Source organism: Pseudomonas sp. WS 5051 (assembly GCF_012985715.1).
GTDB lineage: Bacteria > Pseudomonadota > Gammaproteobacteria > Pseudomonadales > Pseudomonadaceae > Aquipseudomonas > Aquipseudomonas bubulae.
The window spans coordinates 19,830-35,790 of sequence record NZ_JAAQWV010000003.1; the positions used below are offsets into that span (position 1 = coordinate 19,830).

Annotated in this window: 15 protein-coding genes; 10 read left to right on the forward strand and 5 right to left on the reverse strand. The window is 58.6% G+C overall.

Annotated elements, in window-relative coordinates; genetic code table 11:
- Positions 1–15 precede the first annotated feature (15 nt).
- The gene (locus HBN79_RS04870; protein WP_169916414.1) at positions 16–834 is read right to left on the reverse strand and encodes a phosphoglycolate phosphatase; all 819 of its coding nucleotides are present in this window, start codon (positions 832–834) and stop codon (positions 16–18) included.
- Positions 831–1,505 carry a ribulose-phosphate 3-epimerase gene (gene rpe / locus HBN79_RS04875; protein ID WP_016782414.1) on the reverse strand — a complete coding sequence of 225 codons (675 nt, stop codon included), beginning with the start codon at positions 1,503–1,505 and terminating at the stop codon, positions 831–833. The genes HBN79_RS04870 and rpe overlap by 4 nt, the downstream gene beginning before the upstream one ends.
- Positions 1,506–1,828: 323 nt before the next feature.
- Between rpe and HBN79_RS04880 the strand changes: the two genes are divergently transcribed.
- Both HBN79_RS04880 and HBN79_RS04885 read left to right on the forward strand, forming a co-directional pair.
- Entirely contained in the window at positions 1,829–2,287 is a 459-nt protein-coding gene (locus HBN79_RS04880; RefSeq protein WP_095020431.1) for a transposase, read from the forward strand.
- A 156-nt stretch (positions 2,288–2,443) separates the two neighbouring features.
- Positions 2,444–3,427, forward strand: coding sequence for an alpha/beta hydrolase family protein (locus tag HBN79_RS04885; protein WP_169916415.1), 984 nt, complete (start codon positions 2,444–2,446; stop codon positions 3,425–3,427).
- Between the two features lie 6 nt (positions 3,428–3,433).
- Here the strand turns inward: HBN79_RS04885 and HBN79_RS04890 are convergent, their stop codons facing one another.
- The 3 genes from HBN79_RS04890 to HBN79_RS04900 are packed head-to-tail and all read right to left on the reverse strand — an operon-like array spanning position 3,434 to position 5,893.
- Positions 3,434–4,198 carry a DnaJ domain-containing protein gene (locus HBN79_RS04890; protein WP_094999942.1) on the reverse strand — a complete coding sequence of 255 codons (765 nt, stop codon included), beginning with the start codon at positions 4,196–4,198 and terminating at the stop codon, positions 3,434–3,436.
- 1 nt (position 4,199) lies between these two features.
- Positions 4,200–4,871 carry an N-acetylmuramate alpha-1-phosphate uridylyltransferase MurU gene (gene murU, locus HBN79_RS04895; protein WP_153327912.1) on the reverse strand — a complete coding sequence of 224 codons (672 nt, stop codon included), beginning with the start codon at positions 4,869–4,871 and terminating at the stop codon, positions 4,200–4,202.
- Positions 4,868–5,893 (reverse strand): phosphotransferase, encoded by a 1,026-nt coding sequence (locus tag HBN79_RS04900; RefSeq protein WP_094999940.1) that lies wholly within the window; start codon positions 5,891–5,893, stop codon positions 4,868–4,870. The genes murU and HBN79_RS04900 overlap by 4 nt, the downstream gene beginning before the upstream one ends.
- Positions 5,894–6,024: 131 nt before the next feature.
- Between HBN79_RS04900 and HBN79_RS04905 the strand changes: the two genes are divergently transcribed.
- The 8 genes from HBN79_RS04905 to HBN79_RS04940 all read left to right on the forward strand — a co-directional run bounded on the left by HBN79_RS04905 (position 6,025) and on the right by HBN79_RS04940 (position 15,860).
- A complete protein-coding gene (locus HBN79_RS04905; RefSeq protein ID WP_095019499.1) occupies positions 6,025–8,775 on the forward strand; it encodes an LPS-assembly protein LptD in 2,751 nt (916 codons plus the stop codon).
- Positions 8,750–10,090: a peptidylprolyl isomerase SurA gene (surA, locus tag HBN79_RS04910; protein WP_169916416.1), complete on the forward strand. Its 1,341-nt coding sequence runs from the start codon at positions 8,750–8,752 to the stop codon at positions 10,088–10,090. Before HBN79_RS04905 ends, surA begins: the two co-directional genes overlap by 26 nt.
- The gene (pdxA, locus tag HBN79_RS04915) at positions 10,087–11,076 is read left to right on the forward strand and encodes a 4-hydroxythreonine-4-phosphate dehydrogenase PdxA (RefSeq protein ID WP_169916417.1); all 990 of its coding nucleotides are present in this window, start codon (positions 10,087–10,089) and stop codon (positions 11,074–11,076) included. The genes surA and pdxA overlap by 4 nt, the downstream gene beginning before the upstream one ends.
- The gene (gene rsmA, locus HBN79_RS04920; protein WP_094999936.1) at positions 11,073–11,891 is read left to right on the forward strand and encodes a 16S rRNA (adenine(1518)-N(6)/adenine(1519)-N(6))-dimethyltransferase RsmA; all 819 of its coding nucleotides are present in this window, start codon (positions 11,073–11,075) and stop codon (positions 11,889–11,891) included. The genes pdxA and rsmA overlap by 4 nt, the downstream gene beginning before the upstream one ends.
- Positions 11,892–12,014: 123 nt before the next feature.
- Positions 12,015–12,395 (forward strand): Co2+/Mg2+ efflux protein ApaG, encoded by a 381-nt coding sequence (apaG, locus tag HBN79_RS04925; RefSeq protein ID WP_094999935.1) that lies wholly within the window; start codon positions 12,015–12,017, stop codon positions 12,393–12,395.
- Positions 12,395–13,312 (forward strand): symmetrical bis(5'-nucleosyl)-tetraphosphatase, encoded by a 918-nt coding sequence (locus HBN79_RS04930; RefSeq protein WP_094999934.1) that lies wholly within the window; start codon positions 12,395–12,397, stop codon positions 13,310–13,312. Before apaG ends, HBN79_RS04930 begins: the two co-directional genes overlap by 1 nt.
- Positions 13,309–13,638 carry a thiosulfate sulfurtransferase GlpE gene (gene glpE / locus HBN79_RS04935; RefSeq protein ID WP_094999933.1) on the forward strand — a complete coding sequence of 110 codons (330 nt, stop codon included), beginning with the start codon at positions 13,309–13,311 and terminating at the stop codon, positions 13,636–13,638. Before HBN79_RS04930 ends, glpE begins: the two co-directional genes overlap by 4 nt.
- Before the next feature lie 299 nt (positions 13,639–13,937).
- Positions 13,938–15,860: a PrkA family serine protein kinase gene (locus HBN79_RS04940; RefSeq protein WP_016782433.1), complete on the forward strand. Its 1,923-nt coding sequence runs from the start codon at positions 13,938–13,940 to the stop codon at positions 15,858–15,860.
- Positions 15,861–15,961 lie beyond the last annotated feature (101 nt).

Below are 15,961 nucleotides of genomic sequence, written 5' to 3' on the forward strand. Positions count from 1 at the left end.
GCGGCCAGATTCAAGTCAGGCGCGCCAACGCCAGCGGGCCAGGGCCTTGATGACTTTCATCCAGAGTTTGCGGGTGACCACCACGATGGAATCTCTTCGAGAGGGGGAAACAGAATTGCCCAACGTTATCTCAGGCGCAGATTCTAAGCAACCGGCTATCAGCTCTTGCAGGTTACCAATCACCATATCCGGTGACTCTTCTTCAATCGGGCGACCGTGGTTGTAGCCGTAACTCAGCGCTACGCAACGAACGCCGGCAGCCTTGGCGGCCAGCACGTCATTTCGCGAATCGCCGACAAATATCGATTGCGCGGGAGTGGCGCCAGCCATTTTCATTACAAACAGTAAGGCGGCAGGGTCGGGTTTTGTCTGTGGCAGGGTGTCGCCACCGATAATCCAGCGAAAAAACCGTCCCAGTTTCAACTCATCCAGTAATGGCGCCACGAAGCGTTCGGGCTTGTTGGTGATCAGGGCCATTTCAACACCCTGCTTTTGCAGCCACTTGAGGCTTTCACGCACACCGGGGTAGACCTTGGTGTGTGCATGGCCACCGTCGTAGGCTTCCATGAAAATTTCCAGTGCCTGTTCGGCCTCTGTGTCATCAACACCACTGCCGTCCATATTCCCGGCCAGGGCACGGCGCACCAGCATGGGCGCGCCGTTACCGATCCACAGCCGTACGTTTTCACTCCCGGCGGGCGGACGACCGAGCTTGAGCAGCATGGCCTCCACGGCAACGGCCAAATCCGGTACCGAATCAATCAGGGTGCCATCCAGATCGAACATCACCAATTTTGGCAGCTGCCCCTGGAGTAGCTGCTCAAAGCGGCTCATGGGCGGGCCAACGCAAGCTCGGCACGCATTTTCTGAATCACTTCTTCATAGTTTGGCGTGTTGAAAATGGCGGAGCCGGCGACAAAGGTATCGGCACCGGCTTCAGCGATTTCACGGATATTGCCAACGTTTACGCCGCCGTCGATTTCCAGGCGAATCTCGCGACCGCTGGCATCGATCAGGGCACGGGCTTCGCGCAGTTTGTTGAGCGTGCCGGGAATGAATTTTTGCCCGCCAAAGCCCGGGTTCACGCTCATCAGCAAGATCATGTCGACCTTGTCCATCACGTACTTGAGCACATCCAGCGGGGTGGCCGGGTTGAACACCAGACCTGCCTTGCAGCCGCCTTCGCGGATCAGTTGCAGGGAGCGGTCGATGTGCTGGGTCGCTTCGGGGTGGAAGGTGATATAGGTGGCGCCGGCTTCGATAAAGTCGCCGATGATGCGATCGACCGGGCTGACCATCAGATGCGCATCAATCGGTGCGGTGACGCCGTACTTGCGCAGGGCGGCGCAGACCATCGGGCCGATGGTCAGGTTGGGTACGTAATGGTTGTCCATGACATCGAAGTGAACGATATCAGCACCCGCGGCGAGTACGTTGTCCACTTCTTCGCCGAGACGGGCGAAATCGGCGGAAAGAATCGATGGGGCAATAGCGAAGGGCTGCATGACGCACCTTTTAGTGGGCTAAACACGGTGGCGCGCATTGTATACCGCTGGCTATGTGCCGCACACCGTAGCAGCGATGATTGGCCATTTGTAGCAGCTGCCGAAGGAACGAGGCTGCGTTCGGTTGCGCAGCGACCGTAAACCCTCAACCCCGGTTTTAGATGACACACCGTGTTGCCTGTTTTTACGACGGCTTCGCCGCCGAACGCAGCCTCGTTCCTTCGGCAGCTGCTACGCAAAGTGCAATATCCGGTTAAGTGTTCACTTTGATACTTGCCGATGGCTGATCTAGCGTTAGAAAAAAACAGACCGAGGGCAAAGGATTGCCAATTTCAAACAACGCTTGTCACCTGCGCACCGGGCGCTACTCCGAACCTGGCCACATATACCTGCTCACCGCCGTCACCGAGCTACGGCGACCCGTATTTACCGACTTCCATCTAGGCCGTCTTGTGGTGAACCAACTCCGGCATGCTCACGACGACGGCATCGTCAGGTCCATCGCCTGGGTGGTCATGCCTGACCACTGCCACTGGCTCGTAGAGTTACGTACCAAAACCCTGGGCGAGTTGATGTGCCGATTCAAGTCACGCAGCAGCATTACGGTCAATAAAGCATGCCGATCCAGTGAGCGAATCTGGCAAAGGGGCTATCACGACAGGGCTGTCAGACAGGAAGAGGACATTAAAAACATCGCCCGCTACATCATCAAAAACCCGATCCGCTCTCAACTGACCTCGCGGATCGGTGATTACCCCCTGTGGGATGCCTGCTGGATCTAGACCCGAGCCGTACGCATTTTCTCGCTACGCCCACGCAACCACAGCAGGAGCCGATAACTCACAGAGAGCAAAAACATTTCATCTCAACCGTCATACCCTGACAAATACTGATCAACCCATTACGCTGCCGGTACTACTTCTGGCCTGGAATAACCGATGTTTTCTTATCGTCTGGCACTACCGGCTTTGTGCCTGTCGCTGATATTGCCGTTCGCCCTGCCAGTGCTTGCAGCCGATACCAAGCCCCAAGTCGAGCCAGAACCCGCAGTTCGCGCACCCCTGCCCGAGCGCAGTCTGGAAGATGCGGCGGCCCTTGAGCGGCAATTGCCGCAACATGAGCAACAACAACTGCAAGCACCCAATGACAGTTTTCTCGCCCTGTGGAAGCCCGCAAACAGCAGCGCCCCCGAGGGTGCGGTCATCATCATCCCCGGAGCCGGTGAAACCGCTGACTGGCCACTGACCGTCAGCCCTCTGCGCAACAAGCTGCCGGACGCCAACTGGGCCAGCCTGAGCCTGAGTCTGCCGGACATGCAAAGCGAAGCCAGCCAGCCGCGCGAAGCCGAACCAGAGAAACCTCCTGCTGCAATTGCGACAGACAGTAGCAGCAAGGCAGCCACCACCACGGCCAAACCCATCGAGCAGGCCGCCAGTGACGGCACCGAAAGCACGGAATCCGAAGCGGCTCAAACCGGGCAAGACCTGGACAAGGCCGATGCCGAGCGCATCTTCGCCCGTATTGATGCAGCGATTGCCTTTGCCCAGCACCAGAACATGCGCACTGTCGTTCTGCTCGGCCATGGTTCCGGGGCCTACTGGGCGTCGCGTTATATCAGTACCAAGCATCCTGCCCAGATCCAGAAACTGATCATGGTGTCTGCCCGCAAACCTGTGTTGGCAGAGCCGGACCTGAGCCAGTTGACCCCGGCCCTCAACGTGGCGCTGCTGGATATCTTCTATAAAGACCAACCCCTGGCCCGCGAAGCCGCCCTGCAAAGATTGCAGGCCAGCAAGCGAGCCAACGGGTCGAATTTCAAGCAGGTCGGATTGTTCGCCACCCCGGGCAACCGGGATGGTGAACAGGAGCAGTTGTTTCGCCGTGTACGCGGCTGGCTCAGCCCGCAACCTGTGGATAAGTAAACTGCGCTAAAAACCACGCCGTTCACGGATCGAGGCGTAGGCCTGGTGCAGTTCACGGGTTTTTTCCGTGGCCTCGCGCACCTGCGCCGGGCCCGCACCGCTGCCGGCAACCTTGTCCGGGTGATGACGACTGAGCAGGCGCCGATAGGCTCGCTTGATTTGCTCAGGATCACTGGCTTCGGTCACCCCCAGCAGAAGCAGCGCTTGCCGGTAGGTACCGCCACGGGTCGCCAGCGGTTTTGGCTGAGGCTCATGTTCGCCACCCAACACCAGAACCTGTTGGCGGGTCCAGCCCAGCCAGCCCCCCCAAAGCACTATCAGCTCACGTTCCTGGGGAGCCACCCGGCCATCGGCCAGGATCATTCGCCAGCAGGCACGCAATACACCTTCTGCCGCATGAGGCTGAGCCTTGAGCCGTTTCAGGTAACCGCGCAGCGAATCAGTACCGGATTTGCCACGGTTGAACGCGGCAATGGCACGCTTTTGCGCTGCAGGCTCCATATCGAGCTGACGCATTTCCAGCCGCGCCTGCTCGATATGCTTGCCCACCACCTGTCCGCCGCTTTTGGCCAGACGACCGAGCAACACAAACAACAACTCATCGTTGCGCAGCACCGGCCGGGCACCAAAACGCTCAAGCAGATCGGCCCAACTGTGCAGTTGCAAGCGCCGGTCGAGCGCCTGCCCCAGTAAAGCACCGAGCATGGCCCCCGGAATACTGGCTATGAAAAAGCCTGCTCCGGCTCCGATCAGAGTCCCTGGCCACAACATGCTAGCGCGCGTCCTTGATCAACGACTCGACCTCGGCCAGGCGCTCGTGCGTCCCTACATCCACCCAATGCCCTTGCAATCGCTCACCTGTCACTTGCCCTGCCGCCATGGCGTTACGTAATAGCGGTGCCAGTTTGAATGCACCCGCCGTACAGCCCCTGAACAGATCGGGGTGAAGCACGGCGATACCGCTGTAGGTCAGCGTATCGGCACCCGACATGCCATCTTGAACCTGTCCGCCGCTCAAGCTGAAATCACCGCTCGTGTGGTGTGCCGGGTTATCCACAAGAACCAGATGAGCCAGCCCGGTCAACGGCTGACGCAAGGCAGCAAACTCGTAATCGGTCCAGATATCACCGTTCACCACGGCAAAGGGTTCATCGCCAAGCAACGCCAGCGCCTGGAAAATTCCGCCACCGGTCTCTAGCGGTTCGCCTTCCGGGGAGTACTGGATGCTGACACCAAACTGCGAACCGTCGCCCAGATGATCTTCAATTTGCTGACCCAGCCAGGCATGGTTGATCACAATGTCGGTAAAACCTGCCGCGGCCAGCGCCCGCAAGTGGTACTCGATCAACGGCACGCCACCCACACGCACCAAGGGCTTTGGTGTATGCAGGGTCAGTGGCCGCAAGCGCTCGCCCTTACCGGCGGCCAGAATCATCGCTTTCATGCATCGACCTCGCTGACCAGCCCCAGGCTGCTGAACAACTCACCCAGCTCTGCCAGCTCGGGACGTCGCGCCAGCACAGCTTCTATATAAGAGAAGAAGCGCGGTACATCGGCCAGATAGCGTGGTTTACCATCGCGATGACAAATGCGGGCAAAAATGCCGATCACTTTCAAATGCCGCTGCACACCCATCAGGTCGCTGGCGCGCAAGAATTCTTCAAAATCGCGCTGCACCGGGATGCCCAACGGCAGCGCCAGCTTCCAGTAATCCTGCAGCCAGTTGCGCACACGCTCTTCAGGCCAGCTCAAGAAGGCGTCCTTGAACAGGCACGTAATGTCGTACGTCACCGGGCCATACACTGCGTCCTGGAAATCCAGCACCCCAGGATTGGGAATGCTGAGCATCAGGTTGCGCGGCATAAAGTCGCGGTGCACCAGCACTTTGGGCTGCGCCAGGGCACTGTCGATCAGCAGCGTACTGACCCGTTGCCAGACGGCCTGTTGCTGCTCATTGAAATCCACCCCCAGGTGAGCTCGCACGTACCACTCGGGGAACAGCTCCAGCTCGCGACGCAACAAGGCCACGTCATAGCTGGGCAAAGGCTCGGTCATCGGCAATTGCTGAAAGGCCAGCAAGGCTTCAATGGCATCCTTGAACAACTCGTCGGCGTTGCTGCTGTTGATCACGTCCAGGAAGGTCTTGTTGCCCAGATCGTTGAGCAATAGAAAGCCGCGATCAAGATCCTGAGCGTAAATTTTCGGTACGTTAATCAGGCAAGTTCGCAAAAAATCAGCAATATCGACGAAAGGTTTGCAGTTTTCCTGGGGCGGCGGCGCGTCCATGACAACAAAACTGCGGCCCTCGCCCTCCCAGCGAAAATAGCGTCTGAAGCTCGCATCGCTACTGGCAGCAGTCAACGTGGCCGGGGGCACAGCTCCCCAACCCTCATTCTCGAACACGGTTGCCAGCTGCTCATCCAGCCAAACTTTCAGGTGTTGCAGGCGTACATCTTGGTCAGGCATTACAAGGGTCTCCGACGGCGCTAGCCGTCAAGCGGGTCATGCTTTATTATCCAGAATCTTTTCCAGACCATCGATAGGCGTGCGGTCCCCCACCGCGGGCTGATGGCACGCAGGAAGCCCGGACTAATAAGATGGCATTGAAATCCCCCGCGTTTCGTAAAAAATTTCCGTTGCTGGTAACCGGCAGTTTGCTGGCCATGCAACCTCTCGCCACGCCGTTCGCGTTTGCCGAGGAGCAGTATGACTGTTCCGTGTCGGCTACGGGGGGCTGGGATTGCGCACCAAAAACCAACGTGGCGCAACTGCCACCGCGTCCTGCGCACGGTGACGGGTCTGTGGGTGCCAGCGGTGAAACCAGCGAGCAGGCCAAACAGGCCCCGCTGGTCACCGAGGCCAAAGGCCGTGGGCTCAAGGCGCGCAGTGACGATTACAGTCACCTCGACTGGGTGCCCCGGGACAAGCTGACCGCTGCCCAGTTGGCCGAAACCGGCCCGTACTGCTCCGGTTCGTACGTAGAGCCCATCCGTCCGGGCATGAACGACCCCACCAGCAAAAGCGACGCCCCGACCTTTATCGGCGCCAAAGCCTCCCGCTATGAGCAGGAAGAGCAGGTTGCGACCCTGGCCGGTGACGTAGTCATGCGCCAGGGCAGCATGCAGATCGAAGCCGACGAAGCCAGCCTGTACCAGGCTGAAAGCCGTGGCGAGCTCAACGGCAAGGTACGCCTGCGTGACAACGGCGCACTGATCGTCGGCGACCACGCCGATGTGCAACTGGACACGGGTGCGGCCAAGGTCGACAACGCCGAATATGTGCTGCACAAGTCGCGCATCCGCGGCAGTGCGCTGTATGCCAAGCGTGCCGAAGACTCGATCATCCGCCTCAAGGATGGTACCTACACCACCTGCGAGCCAAACAGCAACGCCTGGCAGCTCAAGGGCAATAACATCACGTTGAACCCGGCCACCGGTTTCGGTACGGCCACCAACGTAACGCTGCGGGTCAAGGACATTCCGGTGTTCTACACCCCGTACATCTATTTCCCGATCGACGATCGCCGCCAGTCCGGTTTCCTGCCGCCGTCCTTCAGCAGCAGCACCGACACCGGCTTTATGCTCGTGACCCCGTACTACTTCAACCTGGCACCCAACTACGATGCCACGTTGTACCCGCGCTACATGACCAAGCGCGGCCTGTTGATGGAAGGCGAGTTCCGCTACCTGACCGAATCGAGCGAAGGCCAGTTAGGTGCCGCGTACCTCAACGACGACAACGACGACCGCAAGCGCCAGACCGACTACACCGACAAGCGCTACATGCTTAACTGGCAGCACAAGGGTGGTCTCGACTCCCGTGTACTGACCGAAGTCGACTACACCAAAATCAGCGATCCGTATTACTTCCAGGACCTGGAAAGTGACCAGATCGGCGTTGAAAGCCGTGACTACCTGAACCAGCAGGGCGCCGTCAGCTACCGTGGCGATGACTACACCGCCAAGCTGAACGTGCAGGCCTATCAACTGGCTACCGTTACCCAGATCACGCCTTACGACATGTTGCCGCAGCTCACCCTCAACGGGATGCTGCCAACTCACCCAGGTGGCCTGAACTTCGCCTACAACACCGAACTGGTGCGATTCGATCGCGACTTGGAAACCGGTAAGTACACCAACGAAGACGGCACCACAGCAGATCGTCTGGACACCAACGTGAAAGGCCTGGCCCGTGCCAACGGTACGCGCATGAATCTTGCACCTAGTGTCAGCCTGCCGCTGAACTGGAGCTATGGCTTCCTGACGCCGTCCCTGAAGTACATGTACACCCAGTACGACCTGGACTTGGATGGCACCGGAAAGTCTGAGCTGCCCACTGGCCAGAAATTCGATAGCTCGGTCAACCGCAGCGTGCCAATCGCCAGCGTCGACAGCGGCCTGTACTTCGACCGCAACACCAACTGGTTCGGTACCAACTACCGCCAGACCCTCGAGCCGCGTGCGTTTTATCTGTATGTCCCAGAGAAAAATCAGGATGACATCCCGATCTTCGACACCAGCGAAAGCACCTTCAGCTATTCCTCGCTGTGGCGTGACAACCGCTTTACCGGTACTGACCGTGTAGGCGACGAGAACAAGCTGTCGCTGGGTCTGACCAGCCGCCTGATCGAAGACAACGGCTTTGAGCGTCAACGCATCAGCGTGGGCCAGGCCTACTACTTCAAGGACCGCAAAGTTCAGTTACCGGGCATTGACGCAGACCGCAAGGATGCTACATCCAGCGTGTCCCCTTATGCCCTTGAATACGCCTATCGCTTCAACCGCGACTGGCGTGCGACTGCTGACTACAACTGGGATCCGGAAACCCGCAGCCCGCGCTCAGGCAGTGCGATGATGCACTACCAGCCTGAAGACAACCCGAACAAGGTGGTCAACGCAGGCTTCCGCTACCGCAACGACCAGGTGCGCTACGACCAGTACACCGGCAAGTGGACTGTGGGCGGTGGCGACTATCTGTCCCCGGGTGATCCTGGCTACATCAAGGATTACTACAAGATCAAGCAGCACGACTTCTCGGTTATCTGGCCGATCGTGCCGCAATGGAACGCCATCAGCCGCTGGCAGTACGACTACAACCGCAACCGTACCCTGGAAGCCTTCGGTGGCTTCGAGTACGACAACTGCTGCTGGAAGCTTCGTCTGATCAGCCGTTACTGGGTATCCAACGACGAGTACACCCAGGAAGCCCCTCAAAACGAGAAGGGCGACCATGGTCTCTTCCTCCAAGTTGTGCTGAAAGGTCTCGGTGGCGTTGTTGGCACCAAAGTAGAGAGCTTCCTCGACAAAGGCATCCAAGGTTATCGTGAACGTGAAGATCAAGCTTTCTGAGTGTCTGCGCCCGCTAATGCTGGGCGCGTTGTTCCTGGGTACTGCAGCCAGCGCTGCAGTACAGCCCCTGGATAAAGTGGTGGCCATCGTCGACAACGACGTGATCATGCAGAGCCAACTGGACCAGCGTGTCCACGAAGTTCAGCAAACCATCGCCAAGCGTGGCCAGGGCGTACCGCCTGCCAGTGTTCTGGATCAGCAAGTGCTTGAGCGCCTGATCGTCGAAAACCTGCAACTGCAGATCGGCGAGCGTTCAGGCATTCGCATCACGGACGAAGAACTGAACCAGGCTATCGGCACCATTGCCCAGCGCAACAACATGACCATCGAGCAATTCCGTCAGGCCCTGGCCCATGACGGTCTGTCGTATGAAGATGCCCGTGAACAGGTGCGTCGCGAGATGATCATCAGCCGTGTGCGTCAACGCCGCGTGGCTGAGCGCATTCAGGTCACGGATCAGGAAGTGAAAAACTTCCTGGCCTCGGACCTGGGCAAATTGCAGATGTCCGAAGAGTTCCACCTGGCCAATATCCTGATCCCGACGCCTGAAAGCGCGAGCTCGGAAGCCATCCAGAACGCGGCAAAGCAAGCTGAAGAGGTCTACAACAAGCTCAAACAGGGCGCTGACTTTGCCCAAATGGCCATCGCCCGCTCCGGCAGCGACACGGCACTGGAAGGTGGCGACATGGGCTGGCGTAAAGCTGCTCAACTGCCTCCCCCTTTCGACCGCATGCTCAGTGAGATGCCTGTAGGCGACGTTACACCTCCAGTGCGCACGCCAGGCGGCTTCATCATCCTCAAGCTGAACGCGAAACGCGGCGGTGGATCAGTGGTGGTGGACGAAGTTCATGTCCGTCATATCCTGATCAAGCCAAGCGAAATTCGTACTGAAGCGCAAACCAAGGAACTGGCAGCCAAAATCTACGACCGCATTACGTCGGGCGAAGACTTTGCCACCCTGGCCAAGACTTACTCGGAAGACCCGGGCTCCGCCCTCAACGGCGGCGACCTGAACTGGGTTGACCCGAATTCGCTGGTGCCCGAGTTCCGCGAAGCCATGGCAGACACTCCGCAAGGTGTGCTGTCCAAGCCGTTCAAGACCCAATACGGCTGGCATGTTCTGGAAGTCCTTGGCCGTCGTGCCACTGACAGCACCACCCAGGCGCGCGAGCAACAGGCTATGAACGCTCTGCGTAACCGCAAATACGATGAAGAGCTGCAATCCTGGCTGCGTCAGATCCGCGACGAAGCCTATGTTGAAATCAAGCTGCCAGGCGCAACCGGTACTGACAGCGCAGGCCAGGCCGCGCAGTGAACACACAGCGTTTTGCCCTGACACCCGGCGAACCGGCAGGCATAGGTCCCGACCTGTGCCTGCTACTCGCCTCGCAACACCAGCCACACCCCCTGATCGCCATCACCAGCTGCGACCTGCTCCTTGAGCGGGCCGCGCAGCTCGGTGTGGCTGTCAGCCTGTTACCGGTCGAGCCGGGCAACTGGCCCGATCAGCCGGCTCCGGCAGGCAGCCTGTACGTGTGGGACACCCCGTTGAACGCCACGGTTACCGCCGGCAAGCTGGACAAGGCCAACGCAGCCTTTGTGCTGCAAACCCTCACACGCGCCGCCCAGGGCTGCGTGGATGGCGACTTTGCCGGCATGATCACCGCCCCGGTGCACAAGGGCGTGATCAACGAAGCGGGCATCCCGTTCTCCGGGCATACCGAATTCCTCGCCGACCTGACCCATACACCGCAGGTCGTGATGATGCTTGCCACCCGCGGACTGCGCGTGGCACTGGTCACCACTCACCTGCCCCTGCGTCAGGTCAGCGATGCAATCACCCCCGAGCGACTGATGCGGGTCACCCGCATTCTGCACGCCGACCTAAAACAAAAATTTGGCATCGCCCGGCCGCGCATCCTGGTTTGCGGGCTCAACCCCCATGCAGGTGAAGGCGGCCATTTGGGCCACGAAGAAACAGATACCATCGAACCAACCCTGGAGCGCCTGCGCAGCGAGGGCATGGACCTGCGTGGCCCGCTGCCTGCCGACACTCTGTTTACCCCCAAATATCTGGAACACTGCGACGCAGTGCTGGCGATGTACCACGACCAAGGCCTGCCCGTACTCAAGTACAAAGGGTTTGGTGCCGCAGTCAACATCACCCTGGGCTTGCCGATTATCCGCACCTCTGTCGACCACGGCACCGCCCTGGATCTGGCGGGTAGTGGCAAGATCGATACCGGCAGCCTGCAAGTCGCCCTGGAAACCGCCTACCAGATGGCCGAGACCCGTATATGAACGAGCAATACCAACACAAGGCGCGCAAGCGCTTTGGTCAGAACTTCCTGCACGATGCCGGGGTTATCGACCGCATCCTGCGCGCCATCAACGCCAAGGCTGGCGAACGCCTGCTGGAAATCGGCCCGGGCCAGGGTGCCCTCACCGAAGGCATTCTCAACAGCGGTGGCCAGCTCGACGTTGTGGAGCTCGACAAGGATCTGGTGCCGATCCTCAACCGTCAGTTTGCCGGCATGAGCAACTTCACCCTGCACCAGGGTGATGCCCTGAAGTTCGACTTCAAGAGCCTCAATGCTGCCCCTCGCACCCTGCGCGTGGTTGGTAACCTGCCGTACAACATCTCCACGCCGCTGATTTTTCACCTGCTGAAAAACGCCGAGCTGATCCGCGACATGCACTTCATGCTGCAAAAAGAAGTGGTTGAGCGCATGGCCGCCGGGCCTGGCGGTGGTGATTGGGGTCGTCTGTCGATCATGGTTCAGTACCACTGCCGCGTCGAACACTTATTCAACGTAGGCCCGGGTGCATTCAACCCGCCGCCGAAAGTTGATTCAGCGATTGTCCGTCTGGTGCCCCACGAAGTGCTGCCGCATCCGGCCAAAGACCACCGCCTGCTTGAGCGCGTGGTTCGCGAAGCCTTCAACCAGCGCCGCAAGACCCTGCGCAACACCCTCAAAGCCTTGCTCAGCAACGCTGAAATCGAAGCCGCAGGCGTCGATGGCAGCAAACGCCCGGAGCAACTCGACCTGGCCGCCTTCGTGCGCCTGGCCGACAAGCTCAGCGAGCAACCGGTCGTGGCGCCCGCCGCCGACTGATCGCCGAGAAAAAACGGGTACCCGGCCAGACGCCACGTCTAGCCGGGTACCCGCTGTTTGGCCTAGACTCAGGCATCAGTTTTATCCCGAACTGTGTCTTCGCTTTCAAGTAAGGCCTCTCGCATGCACGATCCCCGCTATCTGGTCGACGTCAGCGTCGTCACACGTTACCTGCCAGAACAATCACAGCCCGAGCATCAGCGCTTTGCCTTTGCGTACACCATCACGGTACGCAACAACGGTTCAATACCTGCCAAGCTGTTGTCACGGCACTGGGTAATCACCGACGGCGATGGTCATGTAGAAGAAGTCCGTGGCGCCGGTGTTGTAGGACTGCAACCCAAGATTGATCCCGGCAGCGAGCACACCTACAGCAGTGGGTCGGTCATCACAACCAAAGTCGGCACCATGCAGGGCAGCTACCTGATGCATGCCGATGACGGTCATGAGTTCAAAGCCATTATTGCGCCCTTTCGCCTGGCGGTACCCGGAGCCCTGCACTGATGGCGGTGTATGCCGTTGGCGACTTGCAAGGCTGCCTGAAACCGCTCAAGCGCCTGCTCGAACGCGTGGCCTTCGACCCCACCAAAGACAAGCTCTGGCTGGTGGGCGACCTGGTCAACCGCGGTCCCGAATCACTGGAAACCCTGCGCTTTCTGTATCGCATGCGCGAGTCGCTGGTGTGTGTACTGGGCAACCATGACCTGCACCTGCTGGCCGTGGGGCGCAATATCGAACGCCTGAAAAAAGGCGACACTTTGCGCGAAATTCTCCAGGCCCCCGATTGCGATGAGTTGTTGAACTGGCTGCGTCAGCAACCGCTGCTGCATTACGATGCCGAGCGTGAGGTTGCACTGGTGCATGCCGGAATACCGCCCCAGTGGACGCTGAAAAAAGCCCTCAAATGCGCCAGCGAAGTCGAACAGGCGCTGCGCGATGACAACCTTGTCGGCCCCTATCTCGACGGCATGTACGGCAACGACCCGGCCAAATGGGATAACGGACTGACCGGCGTTACCCGGTTGCGGGTTATTACCAACTATTTCACCCGTATGCGGTTCTGCACCCGGGACGGCAAGCTCGACCTGAAAAGCAAAGAAGGCGTAGGTACTGCACCGCCCGGCTTCGCTCCATGGTTCAGCTACAAAGAACGCAAAACCCAAGGCCTCAAGATCATCTTCGGGCATTGGGCAGCACTGGAAGGCAACTGCAAGGAACCCGGCATCTTCGCACTCGATACCGGCTGTGTCTGGGGCGGCGCCATGACCCTGCTCAATGTCGACACCGGCCAACGCCTGCTCTGCGATTGCGACGATCCAACACTTGCCGTACCCGGCATTGCCCCACACTCCGCACCAACTTCCCAACCCTTGGGCGCCAGCCAGCCGCGCCCGCTTTCAGGCCACAGGAATTTCCCATGACCGAATTCAAACGCATCCCGCCAGAACAGGCTCAGGCCCTGCGCGAACAAGGCGCCGTAGTCGTCGACGTGCGTGACCCGCAAGCTTTCGCCGCCAATCACATCAGCGGTTCAAAACATCTGGATAACCACTCGCTGCACGATTTCATCGCCAACGCCGACCTCGACGCCCCTCTGATCGTGGCCTGCTACCACGGCAACTCCAGCCAGAGCGCTGCGGCGTATCTTGTCGGCCAGGGCTTTAGCGAGGTCTACAGCCTGGATGGCGGCTTCGAGTTGTGGCGTACCACTTACCCGGACGAAACCGCCCAAAGCCCGGGCGAATAATATTTTTATCAGCCCCAGCCCCCGTGATCAGAGGGCTTGGGGCCTGCCTGACCAACGGTCTAAGGCAACAATTCACGCATCTGACCTTGACCTCCCGTATTACCAACTATCCTTTACCTCAGGCCATCCAAATCTGGGGAGAGCCGGTACACCGGCGAATGGATCATCGGTAGTAACTTCAAGGGGTTAGCCACCTTGATGGTGTCCTGGGGGGTACACAGCAGCTGAAATGCTGCTGCATGCCAGCACTCGAACTGACCGATCTATCGCCGACTCCACGTATCGAGCGAGGTGACGTCATGAGTATTTTTAGCCACTTCCAACAACGCTTCGAGTCCACACGCCAGGAAGAGCTTACGCTCCAGGAATATCTTGAGCTGTGCAAACAGGACAAAAGCACTTACGCCTCAGCCGCGGAACGGCTACTGCTGGCCATTGGCGAGCCGGAACTGCTGGACACCTCAACCGACTCCCGGCTGTCGAGGATTTTCTCCAACAAGGTGATTCGCCGCTACCCGGCCTTTGAAGACTTCCACGGAATGGAAGAATGCATCGACCAGATAGTTTCCTACTTCCGCCATGCCGCACAGGGCCTGGAAGAGAAAAAACAAATCCTTTACCTGCTGGGCCCGGTAGGGGGCGGCAAGTCATCCCTTGCCGAGAAGCTCAAACAGTTGATTGAAAAAGTCCCCTTCTATGCAATCAAGGGCTCACCGGTTTTCGAGTCGCCTTTGGGCCTGTTCAACGCCACCGAAGATGGCGCGATCCTCGAGGAAGACTTCGGCATTCCCAAACGCTACCTGAGCACCATCATGTCGCCGTGGGCCACCAAGCGCCTTGCCGAGTTTGGCGGTGATATCAGCCAGTTCCGCGTAGTAAAACTGTACCCGTCGATCCTCAACCAGATCGGTGTAGCCAAAACCGAACCCGGTGACGAAAACAACCAGGACATTTCGGCCCTTGTAGGTAAGGTCGATATCCGCAAACTGGAAGAATTCCCGCAGAACGATGCCGACGCCTACAGCTACTCGGGCGCTCTGTGCCGGTCCAACCAGGGCCTGATGGAGTTCGTCGAGATGTTCAAGGCACCCATCAAGGTGCTGCACCCACTGCTGACGGCTACCCAGGAAGGTAACTACAACAGTACCGAAGGCTTGGGCGCGATTCCGTTTACCGGCATCCTGCTTGCCCACTCCAACGAATCGGAATGGCATACCTTCCGCAACAACAAGAACAACGAAGCGTTTATCGACCGGATCTACATCGTCAAAGTACCGTACTGCCTGCGTGTCAGTGACGAAGTGAAAATCTACGACAAACTGCTGTTCAACAGCTCACTGGCCAAAGCCCATTGCGCACCCGACACCCTGAAGATGCTGGCCCAGTTCACCGTACTGTCGCGCCTCAAAGAACCGGAAAACTCCAACATCTACTCCAAGATGCGGGTTTATGACGGCGAGAACCTCAAGGACACCGACCCGAAAGCCAAGTCCATCCAGGAGTACCGTGACAACGCGGGTGTGGACGAAGGCATGAATGGCCTTTCGACCCGTTTTGCGTTCAAGATCCTGTCCAAGGTATTCAACTTCGACCCCCACGAAATTGCCGCCAACCCGGTGCACCTGCTTTATGTGCTCGAACAGCAGATCGAACAGGAACAATTCCAGGCCGAAACCCGCGAGCGCTACCTGCGTTTCCTCAAGGAATACCTGGCGCCGCGCTACATCGAATTTATCGGCAAGGAAATCCAGACCGCTTACCTGGAGTCCTACAGCGAATACGGGCAAAACATCTTCGACCGTTATGTGCTCTACGCCGACTTCTGGATTCAGGACCAGGAATACCGGGATCCGGAAACCGGCGAAATCCTCAACCGCGTGGCCCTCAACGAAGAGTTGGAAAAAATCGAGAAACCGGCCGGCATCAGCAATCCGAAAGATTTCCGCAACGAAATCGTCAACTTCGTACTGCGTGCCCGGGCCAACAACAACGGTAAGAATCCAACCTGGCTCAGTTACGAGAAACTGCGGGTGGTGATCGAGAAAAAAATGTTCTCCAACACCGAAGACCTGCTGCCGGTTATCAGTTTCAACGCCAAGGCAAGCAAAGAGGACCAGCAAAAACACAACGACTTTGTTACTCGAATGGTCGAACGTGGCTATACCGACAAACAAGTGCGGCTGCTCTCCGAGTGGTACCTGCGGGTCCGCAAGTCGCAGTGAGGCAGTTGTAAGCCTCAAGCCTCAAGCTGCAGGAAAAGGCATGGGTAAATGCCTGGACTTGCAGCTTGCAGCTCACAACTTGAAGCTGCCCGGAGGGCCTA